22 protein-coding genes are annotated in these 24,144 nt (G+C 61.5%); 16 read left to right on the forward strand and 6 right to left on the reverse strand.

Going from position 1 to position 24,144, the window contains the following annotated elements; translation table 11 throughout:
• Positions 1-67: 67 nt before the first annotated feature.
• Genes asd through QCBJ_RS15080 form a run of 3 tightly spaced genes read right to left on the reverse strand, consistent with a single transcriptional unit; the run spans position 68 to position 3,353 of the window.
• A complete protein-coding gene (asd, locus tag QCBJ_RS15070) occupies positions 68-928 on the reverse strand; it encodes an archaetidylserine decarboxylase (protein WP_012721902.1) in 861 nt (286 codons plus the stop codon).
• Positions 929-944: 16 nt separating this feature from the next.
• Positions 945-1,760 (reverse strand): rhodanese-like domain-containing protein, encoded by an 816-nt coding sequence (locus tag QCBJ_RS15075; RefSeq protein WP_012721903.1) that lies wholly within the window; start codon positions 1,758-1,760, stop codon positions 945-947.
• A 57-nt stretch (positions 1,761-1,817) separates the two neighbouring features.
• Positions 1,818-3,353, reverse strand: a complete 1,536-nt coding sequence (locus QCBJ_RS15080; protein ID WP_102061132.1) for an HDOD domain-containing protein — start codon at positions 3,351-3,353, stop codon at positions 1,818-1,820.
• A gap of 166 nt (positions 3,354-3,519) precedes the next feature.
• Between QCBJ_RS15080 and motA the strand changes: the two genes are divergently transcribed.
• Together motA and motB are read left to right on the forward strand one after the other, a co-directional pair.
• The gene (gene motA / locus QCBJ_RS15085; protein ID WP_012721905.1) at positions 3,520-4,371 is read left to right on the forward strand and encodes a flagellar motor stator protein MotA; all 852 of its coding nucleotides are present in this window, start codon (positions 3,520-3,522) and stop codon (positions 4,369-4,371) included.
• A gap of 3 nt (positions 4,372-4,374) precedes the next feature.
• Positions 4,375-5,394 (forward strand): flagellar motor protein MotB, encoded by a 1,020-nt coding sequence (motB, locus tag QCBJ_RS15090; protein ID WP_012721906.1) that lies wholly within the window; start codon positions 4,375-4,377, stop codon positions 5,392-5,394.
• A 63-nt stretch (positions 5,395-5,457) separates the two neighbouring features.
• Here the strand turns inward: motB and QCBJ_RS15095 are convergent, their stop codons facing one another.
• Both QCBJ_RS15095 and rsgA read right to left on the reverse strand, forming a co-directional pair.
• Positions 5,458-5,853, reverse strand: a complete 396-nt coding sequence (locus QCBJ_RS15095) for a type II toxin-antitoxin system PemK/MazF family toxin (protein ID WP_012721907.1) — start codon at positions 5,851-5,853, stop codon at positions 5,458-5,460.
• A gap of 286 nt (positions 5,854-6,139) precedes the next feature.
• The gene (rsgA, locus tag QCBJ_RS15100; RefSeq protein ID WP_003171340.1) at positions 6,140-7,171 is read right to left on the reverse strand and encodes a small ribosomal subunit biogenesis GTPase RsgA; all 1,032 of its coding nucleotides are present in this window, start codon (positions 7,169-7,171) and stop codon (positions 6,140-6,142) included.
• Positions 7,172-7,279: 108 nt separating this feature from the next.
• Here rsgA and orn point away from each other — a divergent pair, with 108 nt between their 5' ends.
• Both orn and QCBJ_RS15110 read left to right on the forward strand, forming a co-directional pair.
• Positions 7,280-7,822: an oligoribonuclease gene (gene orn, locus QCBJ_RS15105; protein ID WP_003171343.1), complete on the forward strand. Its 543-nt coding sequence runs from the start codon at positions 7,280-7,282 to the stop codon at positions 7,820-7,822.
• Positions 7,823-8,005: 183 nt separating this feature from the next.
• Positions 8,006-8,620 carry a trimeric intracellular cation channel family protein gene (locus tag QCBJ_RS15110; protein WP_102061133.1) on the forward strand — a complete coding sequence of 205 codons (615 nt, stop codon included), beginning with the start codon at positions 8,006-8,008 and terminating at the stop codon, positions 8,618-8,620.
• Here the strand turns inward: QCBJ_RS15110 and queG are convergent.
• Positions 8,617-9,681, reverse strand: a complete 1,065-nt coding sequence (queG, locus tag QCBJ_RS15115; RefSeq protein ID WP_012721909.1) for a tRNA epoxyqueuosine(34) reductase QueG — start codon at positions 9,679-9,681, stop codon at positions 8,617-8,619. The genes QCBJ_RS15110 and queG overlap by 4 nt on opposite strands.
• Before the next feature lie 63 nt (positions 9,682-9,744).
• On the opposite strand from queG, the gene QCBJ_RS15120 reads away from it, so the two are divergent.
• The 12 genes from QCBJ_RS15120 to QCBJ_RS15175 all read left to right on the forward strand — a co-directional run bounded on the left by QCBJ_RS15120 (position 9,745) and on the right by QCBJ_RS15175 (position 24,095).
• On the forward strand, positions 9,745-10,605 hold the full coding sequence (locus tag QCBJ_RS15120) for an NAD(P)H-hydrate dehydratase (protein WP_012721910.1): 861 nt from the start codon (positions 9,745-9,747) through the stop codon (positions 10,603-10,605).
• Positions 10,593-11,063, forward strand: coding sequence for a tRNA (adenosine(37)-N6)-threonylcarbamoyltransferase complex ATPase subunit type 1 TsaE (gene tsaE, locus QCBJ_RS15125; RefSeq protein WP_046033925.1), 471 nt, complete (start codon positions 10,593-10,595; stop codon positions 11,061-11,063). Before QCBJ_RS15120 ends, tsaE begins: the two co-directional genes overlap by 13 nt.
• A 15-nt stretch (positions 11,064-11,078) precedes the next feature.
• Positions 11,079-12,500: an N-acetylmuramoyl-L-alanine amidase gene (locus tag QCBJ_RS15130; protein WP_012721912.1), complete on the forward strand. Its 1,422-nt coding sequence runs from the start codon at positions 11,079-11,081 to the stop codon at positions 12,498-12,500.
• A complete protein-coding gene (gene mutL, locus QCBJ_RS15135; protein WP_043204692.1) occupies positions 12,500-14,416 on the forward strand; it encodes a DNA mismatch repair endonuclease MutL in 1,917 nt (638 codons plus the stop codon). The genes QCBJ_RS15130 and mutL overlap by 1 nt, the downstream gene beginning before the upstream one ends.
• A complete protein-coding gene (miaA, locus tag QCBJ_RS15140) occupies positions 14,416-15,387 on the forward strand; it encodes a tRNA (adenosine(37)-N6)-dimethylallyltransferase MiaA (protein WP_102061134.1) in 972 nt (323 codons plus the stop codon). Before mutL ends, miaA begins: the two co-directional genes overlap by 1 nt.
• 94 nt (positions 15,388-15,481) lie before the next feature.
• On the forward strand, positions 15,482-15,742 hold the full coding sequence (hfq, locus tag QCBJ_RS15145) for an RNA chaperone Hfq (RefSeq protein WP_003171355.1): 261 nt from the start codon (positions 15,482-15,484) through the stop codon (positions 15,740-15,742).
• Positions 15,743-15,754: 12 nt separating this feature from the next.
• Positions 15,755-17,056: a ribosome rescue GTPase HflX gene (gene hflX, locus QCBJ_RS15150; protein WP_012721915.1), complete on the forward strand. Its 1,302-nt coding sequence runs from the start codon at positions 15,755-15,757 to the stop codon at positions 17,054-17,056.
• Positions 17,057-17,152: 96 nt separating this feature from the next.
• Positions 17,153-18,328 carry an FtsH protease activity modulator HflK gene (hflK, locus tag QCBJ_RS15155; RefSeq protein ID WP_012721916.1) on the forward strand — a complete coding sequence of 392 codons (1,176 nt, stop codon included), beginning with the start codon at positions 17,153-17,155 and terminating at the stop codon, positions 18,326-18,328.
• A complete protein-coding gene (hflC, locus tag QCBJ_RS15160; RefSeq protein ID WP_043204695.1) occupies positions 18,328-19,194 on the forward strand; it encodes a protease modulator HflC in 867 nt (288 codons plus the stop codon). The genes hflK and hflC overlap by 1 nt, the downstream gene beginning before the upstream one ends.
• A gap of 294 nt (positions 19,195-19,488) precedes the next feature.
• A complete protein-coding gene (locus tag QCBJ_RS15165) occupies positions 19,489-20,676 on the forward strand; it encodes an ATP phosphoribosyltransferase regulatory subunit (RefSeq protein WP_012721918.1) in 1,188 nt (395 codons plus the stop codon).
• 55 nt (positions 20,677-20,731) lie between these two features.
• Positions 20,732-22,021, forward strand: coding sequence for an adenylosuccinate synthase (locus tag QCBJ_RS15170; protein WP_012721919.1), 1,290 nt, complete (start codon positions 20,732-20,734; stop codon positions 22,019-22,021).
• A 139-nt stretch (positions 22,022-22,160) separates the two neighbouring features.
• Positions 22,161-24,095 carry a methyl-accepting chemotaxis protein gene (locus QCBJ_RS15175; RefSeq protein WP_012721920.1) on the forward strand — a complete coding sequence of 645 codons (1,935 nt, stop codon included), beginning with the start codon at positions 22,161-22,163 and terminating at the stop codon, positions 24,093-24,095.
• Positions 24,096-24,144 lie beyond the last annotated feature (49 nt).

Here is a 24,144-nt window from a genome sequence, read left to right on the forward strand (position 1 = left end):
CAGTCAGCAGATAAGTTGGCTGACACACCGCCATCGGGAGCAAGCCCCCTCCCACATTGAGTTTGCGTCAAGCTTTAGGCGCGGCGATGCCTTGGCCCATTTGCACCGGGCTGCCCGCCACCAATTCTTCCGCCCACTTCACCTGATCCGGCCCGAACAGCACGATCGCGGTCGAACCCAGTTTGAAGCGACCCAGCTCCGCACCCTTCTCCAGGTGAATCGGCGCACGTGCTGCTTCGTCATAGCGGAAGGTTTTCAGCTCGCGCTTCGGAGGCGTCACCAGCCCGGCCCACACGGTTTCAATCGACGCCACAATCATCGCGCCCACCAATACCACGGCCATCGGGCCGCGTTCGGTGTCGAAGATGCACGCAACGCGCTCGTTACGTGCGAACAGCTCGGGTACGTTTTCCGCGGTGGTCTGGTTCACCGAGAAGATACGTCCAGGGATGTAGACCATCTCGCGCAGAGTGCCGGCGAGTGGCATGTGCACGCGGTGGTAGTCTTTCGGCGACAGGTAAACGGTGGCGAAATCGCCGCCCATGAACGGCGCCGACAAGGCCGCATCGCCACCCAGCAGTTCCAGCACGCTGAAGCTGTGGCCTTTGGCCTGGAACACACGACCATGCTCGATCGGGCCAAGCTGGCTGACTGCGCCATCGGCGGGGCTCAACACCGCACCAGGGGTTTGATCCAGTGGGCGTGCGCCGTCTTTCAATGCGCGAGTGAAGAAGGCGTTGAAGTGCTCATAAGCGGTCAGGTCCTCAACCAGGGCCTGGGACATGTCCACTTGATAGCGCTTGGCGAACCAGGCGGTGAAGGCATTCTTGAACCAGCGCACGCGGCACTCGGCAATGCAGCCTGCCAGGCGCGACAGCAGGTGGTGCGGCAGCAAGTACTGGCTGAGGATAAACAACTGCTTTTTCATTTACTGTCCTTAAACCTTAAATCTCGACGGGGGTGTCGGGGTGGTTGCCCCATTCGCCCCAGGAACCGGCATAACCTTTGACTCGCGGATAACCGAGCGCCTTGGCCACCAGGTAGGTGAAGCCAGAGCGGTGGTGAGTCTGGCAGTGGGTGATGATTTCTTTGTCTTTGGTCAGCCCGAGGTCTTCGAGGATCTGCGGCATGTCGCGGCGGATACGCAGGTTGCGTGCCTTGTCCATGCCGGCCGTCCATTCGAAGTTCACCGCGCCGGGGATATGCCCGCCTTTGGCCGCCAGCACCTTCTCGCCGGAATACTCCAGCGGGCCGCGTGCGTCCCAGATGCCCAGGTCGGCCGCGCCCAGGCGGCTTTGCAGGTATTCACGGGTGGCGGTGGGGCCGTCGTGCAGCGTCAGGCTGACCGGGCCGCCGACTGGCGCGGGCACGTCGGTGGAGACCGGGTGTTTTTCGTCCAGCCACGCCAGCAGGCCGCCGTCAAGGTAGTGGTATTTCTGGTGGCCGATCACATCGAGCATCCAGATAAAACGCCCGGCCCAGCCGCCGCCTTCGTCGTCATAGACCACGTAGGTGGCGTCGGGGGTATGGCCCAATTCGCCGAACAGTGTTTCCAGGTCAGCTTTGTTGGGCAGCAAACCGGGCGCCGGCGCCTGGCCCAACTGGGTGCGCTTGGGGTCAACGAAATGCGCGCCGGGGATATGCCCTTCGGCGTAGCGGGCGGCACTGGTGAGGTCCACCAGAATCAGGTGTTCGGCCTCCAGGCGGCCGAGCAGGTCGCCGGATTCGATCACCAGCGGCAAGCCAGAGAAGTCAGGCATGTGAGGTCTCCTGGGCACAAATGTTGGCATTAAAGGACCGCGATTGTAGCGCAAGCATCAGGCGCTGCGGTTGGTAAAGCAGTGCAGGGCTTTCTCGATGCATTGGGCGGTTTTGCCGAAGGCCTGCACGGTGGTTTCCGAGAACGGCCCGCCACCCTGGTCGGCCACCATCAGCATCACCACCTTGCCATTGCAGCTCAGGGAGCGCAGCAACAGGTGTTCGCCAGTAAACAGGCGGCGCAGGATCGGCGGCAGCAGCGCCGAGAACTGCGCATGGTTGTCCGGTGTGAGGCGCACCTGGGCGGACTTTTCCAGCAGGCGTTGCAGCAGCGTGCTGTTGACCACGTCCAGGCTCAGGTTGGCTGCGTCTTTCGGCAGGCCGTCGACCTGGTGCACGCGCAACATGCTCTGCGCGCGATCGGTCATCAGCAGCATGACCCGCTGCATGCCGCTGGCCACCAAGGCCTCCTTGGCGCACGTGGTCAGGTGCATGGCGTTGGCAAAGCGGCTGGGCTCTACCAGCAGCTCGGTGCAGCGCTTGCGCCACACGGCCAGGGCCTCGGCGGTGGGCGGTGGCGCGGGTAGCAGGCCGCGATGAATTTTCTGCACATGCCAGGGCCAGATCAGCGACAGCGCCGGGTGCCAGAGGTCAGGCATCAACGTGTTGCGGGCGCTGGCGACGGCTTGCTGGTGAACCTGTTGTTGCACCTCGCCCAACGGCTGTTGCAGGTACAGCGCCGTGAGGCGCTGCCAGCGCTCGGTATGCGGGCAGGTCCAGGACTCCTGGGCCGACATCGCCAGGCCGTTGGCCAGCAACACCGTATTGGCCGGCTGGTTGAGCCAGCGGCGCAGGTTGGGTTCGGCGTCGAGCAATTGTTGATGGCGCAGGGAGTCATCTTCGCGGGCGATATGCAGCGCCTTGACCAGCAGACGCTGTTCGGTCAACAGCAGCTTGTAGCCCTGGGATACCCAGATCGGCAGGTGCCAGGCGTCGGTCAGGCCGACGCACAGGTCCAGCAGGCGCACGCCGAATAAGGCCTGTTCCACCTCGCGGGCCGAATGGCCTTTGTGGATCACCCGCAGTTCCCATTCTTCCAGGAGTTTGGGGTACGCGATCGCCATCGGCCACAGCGGCGACAGAAACAGCAGGCTACCCCAGTGAATGTCTTGCCACAGGCGCGCCAGGCGGCTGCCGAACAAACCGTTGGCTTGCTGCGAAGCGTGCTGGCTCACCAGCAACAATTGGCGCAGTGCCACGGGAATCTCGTTTTCGGGCACTGCGGGCAAGCGCGCCAGCAGTTCTTCGGCGCGCTTGAGGCCCAGGCGGTTAAGCGCCACTTCGAGATTTTCTGCCGGCTCAGCCAGGCTGCCGTGGGTGTGGCTGTTGGCCTCGCGCATCACGCTGAGCACTAGCGCCGGGCTGTCTTGCATCAGCTCGGCAATATCCCGCAATGAACTGCGGCTGTCGCGGATGCCCTTGCACACACGGTCGTGGCTGGCCTGTGGAACAGGCAGCAGCACATCGTCCAGGCGCTTGATCCAAGCGGCGAGAGAGGTAGGTTTAGCAGTTGGGACTGTCGTTTCATTAGCCATGATTGGGGCGCGATCATCACTTGCGGTCAACACACCCGGAGCGGGCCGAACTGGCTTTTCGCCTTAACGGGCTATAGTCTGGCGCAGTTTTGCCGATAAGAGGAACAAGAGTTTTCAGTTCCCCCCAATATGTCCATGAACCCGACGGCGCAAGTACTCATCTCCTATGGCTAAAATTATCGGCATCATTGTCGTCATCGCAAGTGTGCTCGGTGGGTACGTCCTGTCCCACGGTAAAATTGCTGCGCTGATCCAGCCCTTCGAAGTGCTGATCATCGGTGGTGCGGCATTCGGCGCATTCTTGCAGGCGAACCCCGGCTACATGACGATGCACGTGGTCAAGAAATCCCTGGGCATGTTCGGTTCACGCTTCACTCACACCTTCTATCTGGAGGTGTTGGGCCTGGTCTACGAGATCCTCAACAAGAGCCGCCGCGAAGGCATGATGGCCATCGAAGGTGACATTGAGGACGCTGCGGCCAGCCCGATTTTCGCCAAGTACCCGGCCGTGCTCAAAGATGAGCGCATGACCGCCTATATCTGTGACTACTTGCGCATCATGTCCTCCGGCAACATGGCTCCCCATGAGCTGGAAGGCCTGTTCGACATGGAGTTGTTCAGCCTTAAGGAAGAGCTGGAGCACCCGTCCCACGCCGTGACCGGTATCGCTGATGGTATGCCGGGTTTCGGTATCGTCGCGGCGGTACTCGGTATCGTGGTGACCATGGCCTCCCTGGGTGAAGGCGACCAGGCCGCCATCGGTATGCACGTCGGTGCGGCACTGGTCGGTACCTTCTTCGGTATTCTCGCGGCTTACGGCTTCTTCGGTCCGTTGGCCACCTCCCTGGCCCATGACGCCAAGGAAGAAATCAACCTGTACGAATCGATCAAGGCCAGCCTGGTGGCTTCCGCTTCCGGCATGCCGCCGTCGCTGGCGGTGGAGTTCGGCCGTAAAGTGCTGTACCCCAAGCATCGCCCAAGCTTCGCCGAGTTGGAACAAGCGGTTCGCGGTCGCTAAGCCATGGAAAACAACCAGCCGATAATCATCAAGCGCGTCAAGCGCTTCGCTGCGGGGCACCATGGTGGCGCCTGGAAAATCGCCTTCGCCGACTTTGCGACGGCGATGATGGCGTTCTTCCTGGTGCTGTGGCTGATGTCCACCGCCACGCCGGAACAGAAGATTGCCATCGCCGGCTACTTCAAAGACCCCATTGGTTTCTCGGAAAGTGGCACGCCCTTCGTGATCGACCTGGGCGGTTCGCCGCAGTTGGCGCCTGAGCGCACTATCAACCCGGAAGTCAAAACCGAAGCGCCTCAGGAAAAGATCCCGATCGAGCGCGATACCGTTGAGGCCATGGCGGAGCAGGTCGAGCAAGAACGGCTGGAACTGTTGCTGCAAGAACTGCAGACCAAGGTTGAGGAAAACCCGCAACTGCTGAAGTTCAAGGACCAGATTTCGTTCGAGATCACCCCGGACGGCTTGCGCATCCAGATCACCGATGCGGCCAACCGGCCGATGTTCGACTCCGGCAGTGCGCGCCTGAAGCCGTACTTTGAAGACATCCTGCTGGCCATGGCCGACACCATCAAGGCGGTGCCGAACAAGATCAGCATCAGCGGCCACACCGACGCCAAGCCGTATGCGGGCCAGGGCGACTTCGGCAACTGGGAGCTTTCGGCCAACCGTGCCAACGCCGCACGTCGCGCGCTGGTGGCCGGCAGCTACCCGGACCCGCAAGTGGCGCGGGTGGTGGGCTTTGCATCGTCGCAGCTGTTTGATCACAAGGACCCGTTCAACCCGATCAACCGCCGTATCGATATCGTCGTGCTGACCAAAAAGGCCCAGCGTGCGATTGAAGGTGATCAGCAGCCGGCTCCGCCGCCCACTCCGGGTGCAGGCGCACCGGGTGAGGTTCCGACCGATCCGAACGCCATTCCGCCAGGGCAAGAGCCATTGCCGGCGCATGAACTGCGCCAGAAGCTGAATCTGTTTGATGAGGGTGGGGTGAAGGATCCTACGGTGCCTAAGGCTGGGTCGTAAGCCACATCCTATAGGCACCACCCATTAAAACGCCCCGACTGATCGAGGCGTTTTAATTTCTGGTCAGAGCGGGAGATAGGCTTTGACACCGCTGATGACGCCTCGCATGTCCTCGGTGCAGAGGCGTGGGACGAAGTACTCGCGCCCTTTCGATCGGGTCTTCCTATGGAGTTTGTCGAGGCGCTCGAAGCTGACGGTATAAATCATGTCGCACTTCACCCACAGCGCCTTGTAGCCATCGGATTGAAGTGGATTTGTACGTAGCAAGTGGTGCCAGTCGTGCTGTATCTCGGGAGCGGTAGATGAGATCGGCACCACGGTGCAGAGTTTGCGATTATGGGTTGCAGTAGGGGATATCACGACGACCTTGCGGATCTTCAGCATCTCCGGGGCAACAAAACCTCGTGTGAAGTCGCAGAGCAGTACATCGCCTTGTTTGGGGTGATAGTAGAGAGCCAATCGTTAATTCCCCACAAAAAGCAAAGCCGCCCGAAGGCGGCTTCATTCGACGCGCAGTGGAGCTTGCTTCGCCCCTTCTGCGCCGCTGGATCAACCCCGAGAAGGATCCAGACTCCTGCCAGCTTGCGCTGGTGACGGAGAGATTATGAGCATCAGGGATTTCGAATTCAAGCTGGCTTGCGTCGACGAGCCACCCAGTTGTTTCGAATTCTTGATGCCAGCCCCCGTTAAATCAATGGACTAGCGCGCTTTGCGCCGCCATTTATATGTGTCAAGAAATGGCCGCTCAATAACTGCTTTCGGGCAAACTCGCAATAATCGACCGATAGCTATTCATCCGCTGCTGCTGCACACGCCCATCTTCCAAGGCCTTGAGCAGCGCACAGCCCGGCTCGCGGTCGTGTTTGCAATCGCGGAAGCGGCAGGTGCCGATCAGGTCGTTGAATTCGATAAAGCCCGCTTCCACGTCGCTGCGGCTGACGTGGCCGAGGCCGAATTCGCGGATACCCGGGGAGTCGATCAGCTCACCGCCGCCGGGGAAGTGGAACAGTCGCGCGGTGGTGGTGGTGTGAGTGCCCTGGCCGGACAGTTCCGACAGTGGGCCCACGCGGGTGTCGACTTCCGGCAGCAGGCTGTTGACCAGCGAGGATTTACCCACGCCCGATTGGCCGACAAACACGCTGATACGTCCGTCCAGCTGCTGTTGCAGCTGTTCCATGCCATTGCCGTGATGCGCCGACACTTCCAGCACTGGGTAGCCGAGGGTGCGGTACACCGCCAGCAAGGCGTTGAGCGCTGGGGCGTTCTGCTCGTCAATCAGGTCGAATTTGTTCAGCAGCAGCAGCGGACGAATGCCCGCGTGCTCGGCGGCGACCAGGTAACGGTCAATCAGGTTGGCATGGGGCTCGGGCAGCGGCGCGAACACAATGACGATCATGTCGACGTTGGCCGCTACCGGCTTGAGCTGGCCACGACTGTCCGGGCGACGCAGTTCGGTGGTGCGTGGCAACTGGGCGACGATCACGCCGATACCCTGGTTGCCGGCCCGCCATACCACTTTATCGCCGGTGACCAGCGCAGGAAGGTTGGCGCGCAGGTGGCAACGGGACACTGACCCTGCGAGTTCGCCTTCGAGCGCCTCGACTTCGACCTGCACACCAAAGTGCGCGATCACCAGGCCCGTCTGCTCGGGGCCCAGGTCGCCGCCCTCGAGCGCTTCCACGGCGGAGGATTCACGTTTGGCGGCGCGTGCGGCGCGTTCGCCTTGAATCTTTTCGATGCGCCAGTTTTGGCGACGGTTGAGCTGGCGTTTGGCCATTGGTGTTCCGTGTCGATAATGCAAAGGTTAGGTAAAACGGTCGCGAGTCTAGCACGCCCCTGCCTGCTAAACTGCGCAGCTACGCCAAGGTGCCAAGAGAATCAAGCCATGCAAAACCCACAGAACCTGATTTGGATCGATCTGGAAATGACCGGTCTGAACCCCGACACCGACGTCATCATCGAGATGGCGACCATTGTCACCGACAGCAACCTCAACACCTTGGCGGAAGGTCCGGTGATCGCCATCCACCACAGCGACGCCGTACTCGCCACCATGGACGAGTGGAACACCCGCACCCACGGCAACTCCGGCCTGACCCAGCGCGTGCGCGACAGTCGCATCAGCATGGCGGAGGCCGAGGCTGAAACCATCGCCTTCCTGGAAAAGTGGGTGCCCAAGGGCAAGTCGCCGATCTGCGGCAACAGCATCTGCCAGGACCGGCGCTTCCTTTATACGCACATGAAGGGGCTGGAAAGCTACTTCCACTACCGCAATCTGGATGTGTCCACCTTGAAAGAGCTGGCTGCGCGCTGGGCGCCGGAAGTCAAAGACAGCTTCCATAAAGGCAGCACTCACTTGGCGCTGGACGATATTCGCGAGTCGATTGCTGAGCTGCAGCATTACCGCAAGCATTTCATCAAGGCCTGAGTGTTTGGCGCCTGTATCGGCCTCATCGGGGGCACGCCCCCTTCCACACCTTGATGTGTGAACGCAGTCAAATGTGGGAGGGGGCTTGCCCCCGATGACGTGACGCGGTCTTTCGCCAAGCGCCCCCTTTTGGTGCCATCAGCAAATGATTAGACTGCCGGCCTCAATGCAAGGATCGCCCTCATGCTGCTGATGCTCTACCTCATCGCCATCACCGCCGAAGCCATGACCGGAGCGTTGTCCGCCGGGCGGCGTGGCATGGACTGGTTTGGCGTGGTGCTGATCGCGTGTGTGACGGCGCTGGGCGGCGGTTCGGTGCGTGACGTGCTGCTCGGCCATTACCCGCTGACCTGGGTCAAACACCCGGAATACCTGGTGCTGACCTCCGTTGCCGCGCTGGTGACGATCTTCATCGCCCCACTGATGCGCCATCTGCGCTCGCTGTTCCTGGTGCTCGACGCCGTGGGCCTGGTGGCCTTCACCCTGATCGGCTGCATGACCGCCCTGGAAATGGGCCACGGCATGCTCGTGGCGTCGGTCAGCGGGGTGATCACCGGCGTATTCGGCGGCATCTTGCGCGACATTTTCTGCAACGATATCCCGCTGATCTTCCGCCGCGAGCTGTATGCCAGCGTGTCGTTCCTCGCCGCCTGGTTCTATTTGCTCTGCCTTTATCTGGAGTTGCCCAGCGAACAAGCGATTCTGCTGACCCTGTTCAGCGGTTTTCTATTGCGCCTGCTCGCAATCCGCTTTCACTGGGAAATGCCCAAGTTTGTCTACAACGACGACGTGCACTAGCGCGAAGCGTGCTGGTTCAGCGCCCATTCCACGTGCTCGCGCACCAGCTCGGAGGGGTAATCCTGGCGTGCCTTCAAGGCTTCCAGCACCGGAATGCTCGACGGCGCGTTGCCCAGGCCTACCGCCAGGTTGCGTAACCAGCGCTCATAACCGGCGCGACGTAGCGGCGAGCCTTCGGTGCTGCTGAGGAATTTATCCTCGTCCCACATAAACAGTTCGGCCAGTTCCGCGTTATCCAGGTTGTGGCGTGGCTTGAAATCGCTTTCGGCGGTGGCGCCGGCGAAACGATTCCACGGGCAAACGATCTGACAGTCATCGCAGCCAAACACGCGGTTGCCGATCAACGGGCGCAAGTCTTCGGGGATCGCGCTTTTGAGCTCAATGGTCAGGTAGGAAATACAGCGCCTCGCGTCCAGCACATAGGGGCCGACGAAGGCATTGGTGGGGCAGATATCCAGGCACGCCGTGCAGCGCCCGCAGTGTTCGGTGCTGTGGGGCGGGTCCACTGGCAGCGGTAAGTCGACAAACAGTTCGCTCAGGAAGAAGTAACTGCCGGCCTTGCGATTGAGGACCAGGGTGTTTTTACCGATCCAGCCCAACCCGGCTTTTTCGGCGATGGCTTTTTCCAGCACCGGTGCGCTGTCGACGAAGGCGCGGAAACCAAAGGGGCCGATCTGCGCTTGAATGCGGTCGGCCAGTTGCTGCACGCGCTTGCGGATCAGCTTGTGGTAGTCGCGGCCCAGGGCGTAGCGCGAGATATAGGCTTTTTCCGGCTTGGCCAGCAGCTGCGCCATCTGCGTGTCGCCGGGCAGGTAGTCCATGCGCAGCGAGACCACGCGCAAAGTACCGGGCACCAGCTCTTCGGGGTGCGAGCGTTTGCTGCCATGGGCGCCCATGTACTCCATCTCGCCGTGGTAACCCGCGTCGAGCCAGCGTTGCAGGTGCTGTTCATGCTCGGCCAGGTCCAGGCCGCTGATGCCGACTTGTTGAAAGCCCAGCTCGCGGCCCCAGTCTTTGATCGATTGGGCGAGGGCAGGCAGATCGGTGGTGATGGCAGGCATGAGACAAGGGAAACCGCAGGTTAGATAGGTATAATTCTGCCAGACATCGGAGCTTGAAGACGCATGCCGCAGACAAAACACGCAATAACCGACGTACAGCCCCTGTTGCACGGCCACTTGCCGCAACTGGCCGCACGTTCCCCGGACGCCCATAAAGGCCAGTTCGGCCACCTGTTGGTCATTGGCGGTGACCGCGGCTTTGGCGGCGCAGCGCTGTTGAGTGCCGAAAGTGCCCTGCGCAGTGGCGCCGGCATGGTGTCCCTGGCGACCCGCCTGGAGCACGTTCCCGCGGCGTTGACGCGTTTGCCGGAGGTCATGTCCGTTGGGGTGAGCTCGGCCAATCAACTGATGAGCCTGTTGGAAAAAATCTCGGTCATTGTGATCGGTCCCGGCCTGGGCGATGCCGCTTGGGGCAAAAGCCTCTTGTCCGTTGCGGCCAACGCCAAGCAGCCGCAAGTCTGGGATGCCGACGCGCTGAATCAACTCGCCACCGGCAGCGTCGTCCTACCGGACAACTGCGTGATCACTCCGCATCCGGGGGAGGCTGCGCGCTTGCTGGGTATGTCGACAGCCGAGGTTCAGGCTGATCGTCTTAAGGTAGCGCGCGCGTTGAGCGAGAAATTCAACGCCGTGGCTATCCTCAAGGGGGCTGGCAGTTTGATTGCCAGCCCGGACGGACGTGTTTCGCGATGTGACCAAGGCCACCCGGCCATGGCCGCGGCGGGGCTCGGTGACGTGTTGGCCGGCCTGGTGGGTGCACTGCTTGCCCAAGGCATGCCGGCTTTTGAGGCAAGCTGCCTGGCCGTGTGGTTGCACGCCACCGCGGGGGATCGCCAGGGGACCTTTGGTCGCGGGCTGGCGGCAAGCGACCTGATACCCGCCATTCGTCAATTGCTGGAGGAGCAGTCGCCGTGTCTGAAGTAATCCTTTTCCTGGCCGATGAAGAGGCCATGGTTGCTTTCGGCCAGCGCATTGCCCAGGTCACCGCCGGGGCAGGGCTGATCTTTCTGGAGGGCGACCTGGGGGCGGGCAAGACCACACTGTCCCGGGGGATCATTCGCGGATTGGGGCACGCCGGGGCGGTAAAAAGCCCGACGTTCACCTTGGTGGAACCCTATGAAATTGGCGAGGTGCGGGCGTTCCATTTCGACCTCTATCGCCTGGTCGATCCCGAAGAGCTGGAGTTCATGGGCATCCGTGATTACTTCGATGAAGATGCGTTGTGCCTGATCGAGTGGCCAGATAAAGGCACAGGCTTTTTGCCAAAGCCGGACCTGACCATTACCATTACGCCGCATGAGCATGGACGTCAGCTGAAGTTGTTGCCCCAAAGCGCGCGCGGCCAGTCGTGGTGCGCCGCTTTGGCATTGGAATTCAAATAATTGGTGGGGTTAGGTATGCGCTTTCGCGCGTTGGTTGCTGTCGTAGGGGTGTTGCTTGCGGCAATGACTGTCAATGCTCTGGCTGCTTCACAGGTGAAAAGCGTTCGCCTGTGGCGAGCGCCGGATAACACGCGACTGGTGTTCGACCTGTCTGGCCCGGTCCAGCACAGCGTCTTTACCCTGACGGCGCCTGATCGCCTGGTGATCGACATCAACGGTGCGACCCTGGCCGCGCCGCTGAAAGTCTCCACCGCCAACACCCCGATCACCGCCATGCGCTCGGCCCAGCGTACGCCGACCGACCTGCGCGTGGTGATCGACCTGAAAAAGGTCGTGACCCCGAAAAGCTTCTCCCTGGCGCCAAACGCACAGTATGGCAACCGCTTGGTAGTTGACCTGTTCGACAATGCCGCCGATGCCGCACCGCCACCCGCGCCAACCCCAAGCGTCGCAACGGTGCCGGCCGTGCCGGTCAGCCCGTCGCAGCCGCAGGTCAAGCTGCCACCGCCGCCACCGGCTCCGGCCGGCAAGCGCGATATCATTGTGGTGATCGACGCCGGCCACGGTGGCGAGGACCCGGGGGCCTCCGGCTCGCGCGGCCAGCATGAGAAAGACGTGGTGCTGGCCATCGCCCGCGAGTTGCAGCGCCAGGTCAATGGCATGAAAGGCTATCGCGCGGAGCTGACGCGTACCGGCGACTATTTCATTCCATTGCGCGGGCGTACCGAAATCGCCCGCAAGAAAGGCGCCGACCTGTTTGTGTCGATCCACGCCGACGCCGCGCCTTCAGCGGCTGCCTTTGGCGCGTCGGTGTTTGCCCTGTCGGATCGCGGCGCTACGTCCGAGACTGCGCGTTGGCTGGCCGACAGCGAAAACCGTTCCGACTTGATCGGCGGCGCCGGCAATGTGTCCCTCGATGACAAGGACAAAATGCTCGCCGGCGTGCTGCTCGACCTGTCGATGACGGCCTCGCTGACGTCCAGCTTGAACGTTGGCCAAAAAGTATTGAGCAACATCGGCCGGGTGACCTCGCTGCACAAGCAGCGCGTGGAGCAAGCCGGGTTCATGGTGTTGAAGTCGCCGGACATCCCGTCGATCCTGGTGGAAACCGGGTTTATCTCCAACTCCAACGAAGCCTCGAAGCTGGCCAGCGCCAGCCATCAACAGGCGCTGGCACGCTCGATCAGTGCCGGTATTCGCCAGTTCTTCCAGCAGAATCCGCCGCCGGGCACCTACATCGCCTGGCTGCGTGACTCGGGCAAAATCGCCCAGGGCCCGCGTGATCATCGCGTGCAGCCCGGCGACACCCTGGCGATGCTGGCGGTGCGGTTCCAGGTCTCGGCCGCTACCTTGCGCAGTGCCAACAACCTGAAAACCGATGAGCTCAAAGTCGGCCAGGTGTTGACCATCCCCGGCACTGAATTGGCGGCACAGTAATGAGCGAATCAACCTTGAACAGTGGGTCGCGTATCGAGCTGCTCAGCCCGCGCCTGGCGAACCAGATCGCAGCGGGGGAAGTGGTTGAGCGTCCCGCATCGGTGATCAAGGAGCTGCTGGAAAACAGCATCGACTCAGGCGCCAAGCGTATCGATGTCGACGTGGAACAGGGCGGCGTCAAGCTGCTGCGGGTGCGTGACGATGGCAGTGGCATCTCCTCCGACGACCTGCCGTTGGCCCTGGCCCGTCACGCCACCAGCAAGATCCGCGACCTGGAAGACCTTGAGCGCGTGATGAGCCTGGGCTTTCGCGGTGAGGCCCTGGCGTCGATCAGCTCCGTAGCACGTCTGACCCTGACGTCACGCACCCGTGACGCCGATCAAGCCTGGCAAGTGGAAACCGAAGGCCGCGACATGGCGCCTCGAGTCCAGCCGGCCGCCCACCCGGTGGGGACGTCGGTGGAAGTGCGCGACCTGTTCTTCAACACCCCGGCGCGACGCAAATTCCTCAAGGCCGAAAAAACCGAATTCGATCACCTGCAGGAAGTCATCAAGCGCCTGGCCCTGGCCCGTTTCGACGTGGCCTTCCACCTGCGCCACAACGGCAAGACCATCCTCAGTCTGCATGAAGCCCATGACGACGCAGCGCGTGCTCGCCGGGTGTCGGCTATTTGCGGCGCGGGGTTCCTGGAGCAGGCGCTGCCGATTGAAATCGAACGCAATGGCCTGCGGCTGTGGGGCTGGGTCGGTTTGCCGACGTTCTCCCGCAGCCAAGCGGACCTGCAGTACTTTTTTGTGAACGGCCGTGCAGTGCGCGACAAGCTGGTAGCCCATGCGGTGCGCCAGGCGTACCGCGATGTGCTGTTCAATGGGCGGCACCCGACGTTTGTGCTGTTCTTCGAGGTCGACCCGTCGGTGGTGGACGTCAACGTGCACCCCACCAAACACGAAGTGCGCTTCCGTGATGGGCGCATGGTGCATGACTTCCTTTACGGCACCTTGCACCGCACCCTGGGCGATGTGCGTCCTGATGATCAGTTGTCTGCCCCAATCGTAACGGCAGTGGTGCGGCCGAGCGGCCCGGAAGCCGGTGAGTTCGGCCCCCAGGGCGAAATGAGCCTCGCGGCCAACCTGCTGCAATCGCCGCAGCCGCAACCGTCGTACACCGCGCCGGGTTCCGGTTCGGGGGCGGGTTATCAGTACCAATACACGCCGCGTCCGCAATCGGCGGTGCCGGTGGCCGAGGCCCAGGCGGCGTACCGCGAGTTTTTTGCGCCGCTGCCGGGGGCTGAGCCGGGTGCACCTGTCGCCTTGCCGGAGGGCGGTGGAGATATTCCGCCGTTGGGTTATGCGCTGGCGCAGCTCAAGGGTATCTACATCCTGGCGGAAAACGCCCATGGCCTGGTGCTGGTGGATATGCACGCCGCCCACGAGCGGATCATGTACGAGCGCCTCAAGATTGCCATGGCCAGTGAAGGCCTCAGTGGCCAGCCGCTGCTGGTGCCGGAATCCCTGGCGGTCAGCCAGCGTGAGGCTGATTGCGCAGAAGAGCACCACAGCGTGTTCCAGAAGCTGGGCTTTGAACTGCAACGCCTGGGCCCGGAAACCCTGGCCATCCGCCAGATCCCCGCACTGCTCAAGCAGGCCGAGGCCAATCGGCTGGTAGCCGACGTACTCGCCGACCTGATGGAGTACGGCACCAGTGACCGTATCCAGGCGCACATCAACGAATTGCTCGGCACCATGGCCTGCCACGGTGCCATCCGCGCCAACCGCCGCCTGGCGCTGCCGGAAATGAACGGCTTGCTGCGCGACATGGAAAACACCGAACGCAGCGGGCAATGCAACCATGGCCGGCCGACCTGGACCCAGATGGGCCTGGACGACCTGGACAAACTGTTCTTGCGCGGCCGTTGATGAGTGCCTTGCCCCCCGCGATCTTCCTGATGGGTCCTACGGCCGCCGGCAAGACCGACCTGGCCATCGAGCTGACCAAGGTGTTGCCATGCGAGCTGATCAGTGTGGACTCTGCCCTGGTTTACCGGGACATGGACATTGGCACCGCCAAGCCTTCCAAAGCGCTGTTGGCACAGTATCCGCATAAGTTGATCGACATTATCGACCCGGCCGAGAGCTATTCGGCGGCGGATTTCCGTACCGACGCGCTGGCCGCCATGGCCGAGATCACCGCGCGGGGCAATATTCCGCTGCTGGTGGGCGGTACGATGCTCTATTACAAGGCTTTGCAGGAGGGACTGGCGGATATGCCGGCGGCCGACGCCCAGGTGCGCGCCGAGCTTGAGGAAGAGGCTGCACGCCTTGGCTGGCAAGCCCTGCACGACCAGTTGGCGGCAATAGACCCGGTATCCGCCGCGCGCATTCACCCCAACGACCCCCAGCGCCTTTCACGGGCCCTGGAAGTCTGGCGTGTGAGTGGGCAGACCATGACTGAACACCGGCTGAAACAAAGTGCGCAAAGTGCTGACGCAGGCGCATCTGGGCAGTCACAATTGCCCTATACTGTGGCGAATCTGGCCATCGCTCCGGCAAATCGCCAGGTGCTGCATGAACGAATTGCACAAAGATTCACAATTATGTTGGAACAGGGGTTTGTGGACGAGGTCGTAGCACTGCGTTCAAGAGGTGACCTGCATCTAGGGTTGCCGTCGATACGTGCTGTAGGCTACCGCCAAGTCTGGGATCATCTGGATGGAAAGCTGACGTCAGCTGAGATGCAGGAGCGCGGCATCATTGCCACGCGCCAATTGGCGAAACGCCAGTTCACCTGGTTGCGCAGCTGGAGCGATTTACACTGGCTGGACAGCCTGGACAGCGACAATCTGTCACGCGCCTTGAAATACTTGGGAACGGTCTCCATATTGAGCTGAGTCCTTGCAATTGCCGTCTATCCTTGGGGGTGTGACGGCCATAAGCTATCTATTTTCCGATTTTTTATTATTGATCCTTAAAGGAGTGCGGCACATGTCAAAAGGGCATTCGCTACAAGACCCTTACTTGAATACTTTACGTAAAGAGAAAGTGGGGGTTTCCATCTACCTGGTCAACGGTATCAAGCTGCAAGGCACGATCGAGTCGTTCGACCAGTTCGTGATCCTGCTGAAAAACACCGTCAGCCAGATGGTATACAAGCACGCTATCTCGACAGTCGTCCCCGTTCGTCCAATCCGTCTGCCTAGCGCAGCAGGTGATGATGCAGCTGACGCTGAGCCAGGTAACGCCTGATAGGAGTCTCCTTTGTTCTTTGAGCGCCACGGTGGTGGTGAGCGAGTAATCCTCGTTCACTTGGATGGACAGGACCCTGAGGCGCGCGAAGATCCGCAGGAGTTTCAGGAGTTGGCAAATTCGGCCGGCGCCGAGACCGTTGCGTTTTTTAACGTGCCGCGTCATCGGCCAACCGCCAAATACCTGATTGGCAGCGGCAAGGTCGAGGAACTGCGCGACCTGGTCCACGCTGAAGAAGCCGATCTGGTGATCTTCAATCACACCCTCACGCCCAGTCAGGAACGTAACCTCGAACGTGTCTTCGAGTGTCGCGTGATCGACCGCACCGGTCTGATTCTCGATATTTTCGCCCAACGCGCCCGTACCCATGAAGGCAAGCTACAGGTCGAACTGGCCCAGCTTGACCACATGAGCACGCGGCTGGTCCGCGGCTGGACTCACCTTGAGCGTCAGGGTGGCGGTATCGGCATGCGGGGGCCGGGTGAAACCCAGCTCGAAACCGACCGCCGCCTGCTGCGGGTCCGCCTGCGCCAGATCAAGGGCCGCCTGGAGAAAGTCCGCAGCCAGCGCGAGCAATCGCGACGTGGCCGTTCGCGCGCAGATATCCCTACCGTGTCCCTGGTGGGCTATACCAACGCCGGCAAATCCACGCTCTTCAACAACGTGACGAAATCGGACGTGTACGCGGCCGACCAACTGTTCGCCACCCTTGACCCGACCTTGCGCCGTCTGGATCTGGACGACCTGGGGCCGATTGTCCTGGCCGATACCGTGGGGTTCATTCGTCACTTGCCGCACAAGCTGGTCGAGGCATTTCGGTCTACGCTCGAAGAGTCGAGCAATTCCGACCTGCTGTTGCACGTGATCGATGCGGCCGAACCGGATCGCATGTTGCAGATTGAACAGGTGATGCTGGTGCTGGGCGAGATTGGTGCCCAGGACTTGCCGATCCTCGAGGTCTATAACAAACTCGATTTGCTTGAAGGCGTTGAGCCACAAATCCAGCGCGACGAGAATGGCAAACCCCAGCGGGTGTGGTTGTCGGCGCGAGATGGCAGTGGTCTTGAGTTGCTTGAACAAGCGATTGCCGAGTTGCTCGGCGGTGATTTGTTCGTTGGCACCTTGCGCTTGCCCCAGCGTTTTGCTCGACTGCGTGCACAGTTTTTCGAGCTGGGCGCGGTCCAGAAAGAAGAACACGACGAAGAAGGTGTCAGCTTGCTGGCCGTTCGATTGCCGCGCTCGGAGCTGAATCGGCTGGTCAGCCGTGAAGGTGTGGTACCGACAGAGTTCATCGAACAACACACTTTGCAATAAAAGCCTCCGAAAGCGGTTGTGCCGCAGTGGCAGGCATTCTGTAGCATTGGTCGGCGCGCCGTGGGTGCGTCTTTGCTTTATCAGATGGAGAGCGCTATGGCTTGGAATGAGCCGGGTGGCAACTCGAATAATCAGGATCCTTGGGGTGGTAAACGCCGCAATAATGGCGACCGCAAGGGGCCACCAGATCTCGACGAGGCCTTCCGAAAGCTGCAGGAAAGCCTGAATGGGTTGTTCGGTGGTGGGAAAAAACGCGGTGGTGACGAAGGCGGTCGCACAAGCAAGGGCGGCGGCTACGGCCTGCTGGGCCTGGGTCTTGTCGTGCTGGCGGCCGTATGGCTGTACAGCGCCGTATACGTAGTGGACGAGCAGGAGCAAGCCGTGGTGCTGCGCTTCGGCAAGTACTACGAAACCGTCGGCCCAGGCCTGAATATCTACTTCCCGCCGATCGACAAGAAGTACATGGAGAACGTCACGCGTGAGCGTGCCTACACCAAGCAGGGCCAGATGCTGACTGAAGACGAGAACATCGTCGAAGTGCCGCTGACCGTGCAGTACAAGATCAGCAACCTGCAGGACTTCGTGCTGAACGTCGACCAGCCGGAAATCAGCCTGCAACACGCCACCGAAAGTGCCCTGCGCCACGTCGTCGGTTCCACCGCGATGGACCAGGTGCTGACCGAAGGTCGTGAATTGATGGCCAGTGAGATCAAGGAGCGTCTGCAACGCTTCCTCGATACGTACCGCACCGGTATCACGGTTACCCAGGTCAACGTACAAAGCGCAGCCGCACCGCGTGAAGTACAGGAAGCCTTCGATGACGTGATCCGCGCCCGTGAAGACGAGCAGCGTTCGCGCAACCAGGCTGAGACCTACGCCAACGGCGTCGTGCCGGAAGCCCGTGGTCAGGCCCAGCGCATCCTCGAGGATGCCAATGGTTACCGCGACGAAGTGGTCTCCCGCGCCAAGGGTGAGGCGGATCGCTTCACCAAGCTGGTTGCCGAGTACCGCAAGGCTCCAGAGGTGACGCGTGAGCGTCTGTACCTGGACACCATGCAGGAAGTCTTCAGCAACACCAGCAAGGTCCTCGTGACCGGCAGCAAAGGTGGGCAGAACAACCTGCTGTACCTGCCGCTGGACAAGATGATCGAAGGTGGTCGTAGCAGCACCAGCGCACCGTCCACCGGTTCCAATGCCGCTGCCAACGAAGCGAGCGCCCGTGCGGCCGCCGACTTGCTGCAACAGCAAACACGTACCAGGGAGAGTCGTTGATGAGCAATAAATCGCTGACCGCCCTGATTGTGGGCGTCGTCGTGGTCATCGCTGCCTGGAACTGCTTCTACATCGTGGCTCAGACCGAGCGTGCGGTGCTGCTGCAATTCGGTCGCGTGGTCCAGGCGGATGTCCAGCCGGGCCTGCATGTGAAAGTCCCCTACGTCAACCAGGTGCGCAAGTTCGACGCGCGCCTGATGACCCTGGATGCACCTACACAGCGCTTCCTGACCCTGGAAAAGAAAGCCGTGATGGTTGACGCCTACGCCAAGTGGCGCGTCAAGGATGCCGAGCGCTTCTACACCGCGACCTCCGGCCTCAAGCAGATTGCCGACGAGCGTTTGTCGCGCCGTCTGGAATCGGGCCTGCGTGACCAGTTTGGTAAGCGCACCCTGCACGAGGTGGTGTCCGGTGAGCGTGATGCGCTGATGGCGGACATCACGCGCTCGCTGAACACGATGGCGGAAAAAGAGCTGGGCATCGAGGTGATCGATGTTCGGGTCAAGGCTATCGACCTGCCGAAGGAAGTGAACCGCAGCGTGTTCGAGCGTATGAGCACCGAGCGTGAGCGTGAGGCTCGTGAGCACCGCGCCAAGGGTAACGAGTTGGCTGAAGGTATCCGTGCGGATGCCGACCGTCAGCGTCGTGTACTGCTGGCAGAGGCCTATCGCGAGTCTGAAGAGGCGCGTGGTGATGGTGATGCCCAAGCTGCGGCGATCTACTCCAAGGCGTACGGCCAGGACCAGGAGTTCTACGCGTTCTACCGTAGCCTGCGCGCCTACCGTGAAAGCTTCGCGAACAAAACCGACGTCATGGTGCTGGACCCAAGCAGCGAGTTCTTCCGCTACCTGGAAAAGTCCAAGTAACCGGCCTGTGATTCTGTAGGGCTCACTCCCGTCGGGCGGCTAAAACGCCTGGCGGGGTGATCCTTTCAGAAAACGGGTGTATGATGCGGCAGCCGGGAAATTCCCGGCTTTTTTGCGTCTGCATGTTTGATTCGGCAGGCGTGACAGGTTTTTCGAGGAAAGTGCCCGACGAGGCCGCTTGCAGGTCGTTCGTCACGTCGCTCTTGCGCGTGGTTTATGCAGGGGGCGGGTGTTTTCTGCTTCACTCAAGGCTCGGCCGAGGGCTGGCCGCCCGGATCATAGGGGAATGGCGTAATGGCAACGGTAGACCGCTGGCTGCTGCCAGATGGCATCGAAGAAGTACTGCCACCAGAAGCTGCGCGCATTGAAGTAGCGCGTCGCCAGGTGTTGGATCTGTTCCAGAGCTGGGGTTACGAGTTTGTCGTGACCCCCCATATCGAGTACCTGGAATCCCTGCTGACCGGCGCGGGCCAGGACCTGGATCTGCGCACCTTCAAGGTCATCGACCCGCAATCGGGCCGGCAAATGGGGTTCCGTGCCGATATCACGCCGCAAGTGGCGCGCATTGATGCGCACACCCTGCGCCGTGAAGGTCCGAGCCGCCTGTGCTATGCCGGCAGCGTGCTGCATGCGCAGCCGCGTGCATTGTCGTCTTCACGCAGTCCGATCCAGTTGGGCGCCGAGTTGTACGGTGACGCCAGCCCGAGCAGCGACGTGGAAGTGATCAGCCTGATGCTGGCCATGCTGCAACTGGCTGACGTGCCGGATGTCCACATGGACCTGGGTCACGTCGGTATCTACCGTGGCCTGGCCCGTGCGGCCGGGTTGTCCGGTGAAGTGGAGCAACAGTTGTTCGATGCCCTGCAACGCAAGGCTATCGATGAAGTTATCGCGCTGACCGAGGGCGTGCCTGCGGATCTCGCCGGCATGCTGCGTGCGCTGGTGAACCTGTGTGGCGGCCGTGAAGTGCTGGTAGCTGCGCGTGAGCGCCTGGCCAATGCGCCGGCGCCGGTACTGGCGGCACTGGACGACGTGCTGGCCATTGCCGAGCAACTGTCGGCGCGCTTCCCGCAGTTGCCGCTGTATTTTGACCTGGGTGAGTTGCGCGGCTACCACTACCACACCGGTGTGGTGTTCGCGGTATTTGTACCGGGTGTTGGCCAAGCCATCGCCCAAGGCGGTCGTTATGACGATATCGGCGCCGACTTCGGTCGTGCGCGTCCGGCCACCGGTTTTTCCACCGATTTGAAAACCCTGGTGACCCTGGGGCGTGCTGAGGTCGAGCTGCCGTCTGGTGGCATCTGGATGCCCGACAGTACGGACGCAGCACTCTGGCAGCAGGTTTGCCAGTTGCGCAGTGAGGGTCAGCGTGTTGTCCAGGCCTTGCCTGGCCAGCCATTGGCCGCCGCCCGTGAAGCGGACTGCGACCGGCAATTGATTCTGCAGAACGGGCTTTGGCAAGTATCGCCACTGGCTTCTTGAGTTTTCCTGCCGGCTCATTGCCGGCACCAAGTTTGCGCGAATGAGGACAAGTGTTATGGGTAAGAATGTCGTAGTCCTGGGCACCCAATGGGGTGATGAGGGCAAAGGCAAGATCGTTGATCTGCTGACCGAACATGCTGCCGCCGTAGTGCGCTACCAAGGTGGCCACAATGCTGGCCACACCCTGGTCATCGATGGCGAAAAAACCGTTTTGCACCTGATTCCGTCGGGCGTACTGCGCGAAGGCGTGCAGTGCCTGATCGGCAACGGCGTGGTGGTTGCACCTGACGCCCTGTTGCGCGAGATCACCAAGCTGGAAGAGAAAGGCGTACCGGTGCGCGAGCGCCTGCGTATCAGCCCATCCTGCCCGCTGATCCTGTCCTTCCACGTTGCGCTGGACCAGGCCCGTGAAAAGGCCCGTGGCGAGCTGAAGATCGGCACTACCGGTCGCGGTATCGGCCCGGCTTACGAAGATAAAGTTGCACGTCGTGGCCTGCGTGTGGGCGACCTGCTCAACATGCCGCGCTTTGAAGACAAGCTGCGTGAACTGGTGGATTACCACAACTTCATGCTGGTGGGTTACTACAAAGAGCCGGCCATCGAGTTTGAAAAGACCCTGGCTGAGTGCAAGGAATACGCTGAGCTGCTCAAGCCGCTGATGCTCGACGTGACGGCTGAGCTGCACGACCTGCGTCGCGCCGGCAAAGACATCATGTTCGAAGGCGCCCAGGGGTCCCTGCTGGACATCGACCACGGCACCTACCCGTACGTGACCAGCTCCAACACCACCGCGGGCGGCGTTGCGACCGGTTCGGGTGTTGGTCCGATGTTCCTGGACTACATCCTGGGCATCACCAAGGCTTACACCACGCGTGTGGGTTCGGGTCCGTTCCCGACTGAGCTGTTCGACGAAGTCGGTGCGCACTTGGCCAAGCAAGGTCATGAGTTCGGTGCGACCACTGGCCGTGCGCGTCGTTGCGGCTGGTTCGACGCGGTTATCCTGCGTCGCGCTATCGATGTGAACAGCATCTCGGGCATCTGCTTCACCAAGCTGGATGTGCTCGACGGTCTGGAAACCATCAACATCTGCGTCGGCTACAAAGACGCAGACGGTAACGATGTTGCCCCGACTGACGCTGACAGCTACGTGGGCTTGCAGCCGGTGTACGAAGAAGTGCCGGGCTGGACCGAATCGACCGTGGGCGCCAAGACCCTGGAAGAGTTGCCGGCTAACGCCCGTGCGTACATCAAGCGCGTTGAAGCGCTGATCGGCGCACCGATCGACATTATTTCGACGGGCCCGGACCGCAACGAGACCATCGTTCTGCGTCACCCGTTCGCTTAATAAGCTGTTGATGTAAAAAGCAAAGGGCTCCTTCGGGAGCCCTTTGTCGTATCTGTTCGCCAAGCGGCACGACCCTTGCTGTGTTTCTCTTTTTCGCGGTGCTATCAAATTAATGGCACCCGTGGTGGAGGGATTCCCGATGTCTGCCGTTCTCTCATTGTTACAAAGCCGTTTGTTGCGGCCGGTGTTCGTTACCCTAGGTATCGCTCTTTTAGTGCAAGTGCTGGTGGCCGTCGCTCTAACCCGGAGCACGGTCACGGCGTTGGAAGCGGATTTGGGCAATCGCCTGGGAATCGACAGCCAGAAGCTGTCCGGCGAATTGGCCCAGGCCGGCAAGGAAGTCACCTCCAGCCTGGACAGCCTGTCCACCAGCACCCGTCAGCGTCTGACGGCGGGGCTGTCGACCCGCCTGCAGGAAGAGCAGAAGCAACTGCGTGCGACCTTGGAAAAAGACCTGCAGGACTCCGCCAATGACATGGCGCAGTTACTGGCCTCAGTGGCGCCCCGCGCCATGTGGGACAGCGACGTGCCGACGTTGTCGGAGTTTGCTCGACGCGCCCAGCGCAATCCCAATGTGCTGTTTGTGGTCTACGACGACGCGGCTGGCGAGCACCTGACCCGCTACCTCAACCGTGAAAACCCGATCAATCAGGCGCTGCTGGCAAAGGGCGCCGGTGACCGTGCACTGGATAAAGTGCTGGATGCGGCTAAGAGCGACTCTTCTGTTTACTACGTGGAAGCATCCATCAGCCCCAATGGGGTAGAGATCGGCAAGGTGCGCATGGGCGTTTCGACCGCCTCGGTTGAAGCGGATCTGCAAGCGCTCGACAAGCGCTTCGCAGCCCTGATCGCCAGCGGTGATCAACTCGTCGGCGATAGCCTCAAGGGTGCGGCAGCCGACAGCGCTGCTGCCATGGGCGCCCGTTTGCAGTCCGCCCAAGCCACCGCCACCCAGATGACCGCCAACACCACCAGCGCCGTTCAGGACGCTGCTGGCACCTTGCGCTGGCGCATCGGCATGGGGCTTGCGCTGGTCGGTCTAGGCGTATTGCTGTTGATCGCCATCGTGCTGGGCCGCCGTGTGGTCAACCGCCTGAAGCTGCTGATCGCAGCCATGGATGATTTGGCGGCGGGCGAGGGGGACCTCACCAAGCGCGTGCAGATCAGCAGCAAGGACGAAATCGGCGATATGGCCTCGGCGGTCAATCGCTTTGTGGATAAGTTGCAGCCTATCGTGCGTGAGGCGGGAGATGTGGCCCAGCGTACCGGCGTGGAAATCGGTGCAATGACCTTGCGCAATGCCGGTGCTGACGCAGCGGCCGGCTTGCAGCGTGATGAGGTGGCTGAAAGCCTGCGCGCACTGTCGCAAATGGCCGACGAGGCGCAGGCCGAAAGCCATGCGATGCAGGCGGCGTTGCAGCAGGTGGTGGATATTCGCCAGGCCACGGATGAGAACTCGCGCACGTCAGCCGAAGTCGGCAGCCTGATCGAGGCGCTCGCGGGCCAGGTGCAGGCAGGCTCTCAGGTCATCGAGCGGCTGGCTCAACAAAGTGAGCAGATCGAGGTGGTGCTGACCGTGATTCACGGCATCGCCGAGCAGACCAACCTGTTGGCGCTCAATGCGGCCATCGAAGCAGCGCGTGCCGGCGAGACCGGGCGTGGTTTTGCGGTGGTGGCGGATGAGGTGCGTGCGCTGGCCAGCAAGACGCAAAGCTCCACGGGCGATATTCAGGCGCATATCGTGGCGTTGCAGCAGGGCGCGCGCGAGGCGGTGGAAACCATCGGTAAGGCCGGGCGCCAGGCCAGCGAAGGTTTGCTGGTGCTGCGCGACAGCGTGCGCCTGCAACAGACGGTGCAGGCTTCGGTGGAGCAGGTGCATGCGGCGATTGGCTTGGCGACGCGCGCGGCTGAGCATCAGGCGCAAGGTGCGCATGCGGTGCGTGGGCGGGTTGAGGTGATCCACGCCCAGGCCGAGCGGGCTGCGCAGGCGGTGGTGGAAACGACGGCCAGTGGCAAGGTGCTGGATGGGTTGGCAGCGCAGTTGAAGGCGAGCTTGGGGCAGTTTAGGGCCTAGTATCGCCTGTACCGACCTCATCGGGGGCAAGCCCCCTCCCACATTTACC

It is taken from the genome of Pseudomonas sp. QC2 (assembly GCF_002859085.1).
Classification (GTDB): Bacteria; Pseudomonadota; Gammaproteobacteria; order Pseudomonadales; family Pseudomonadaceae; genus Aquipseudomonas; species Aquipseudomonas petroselini.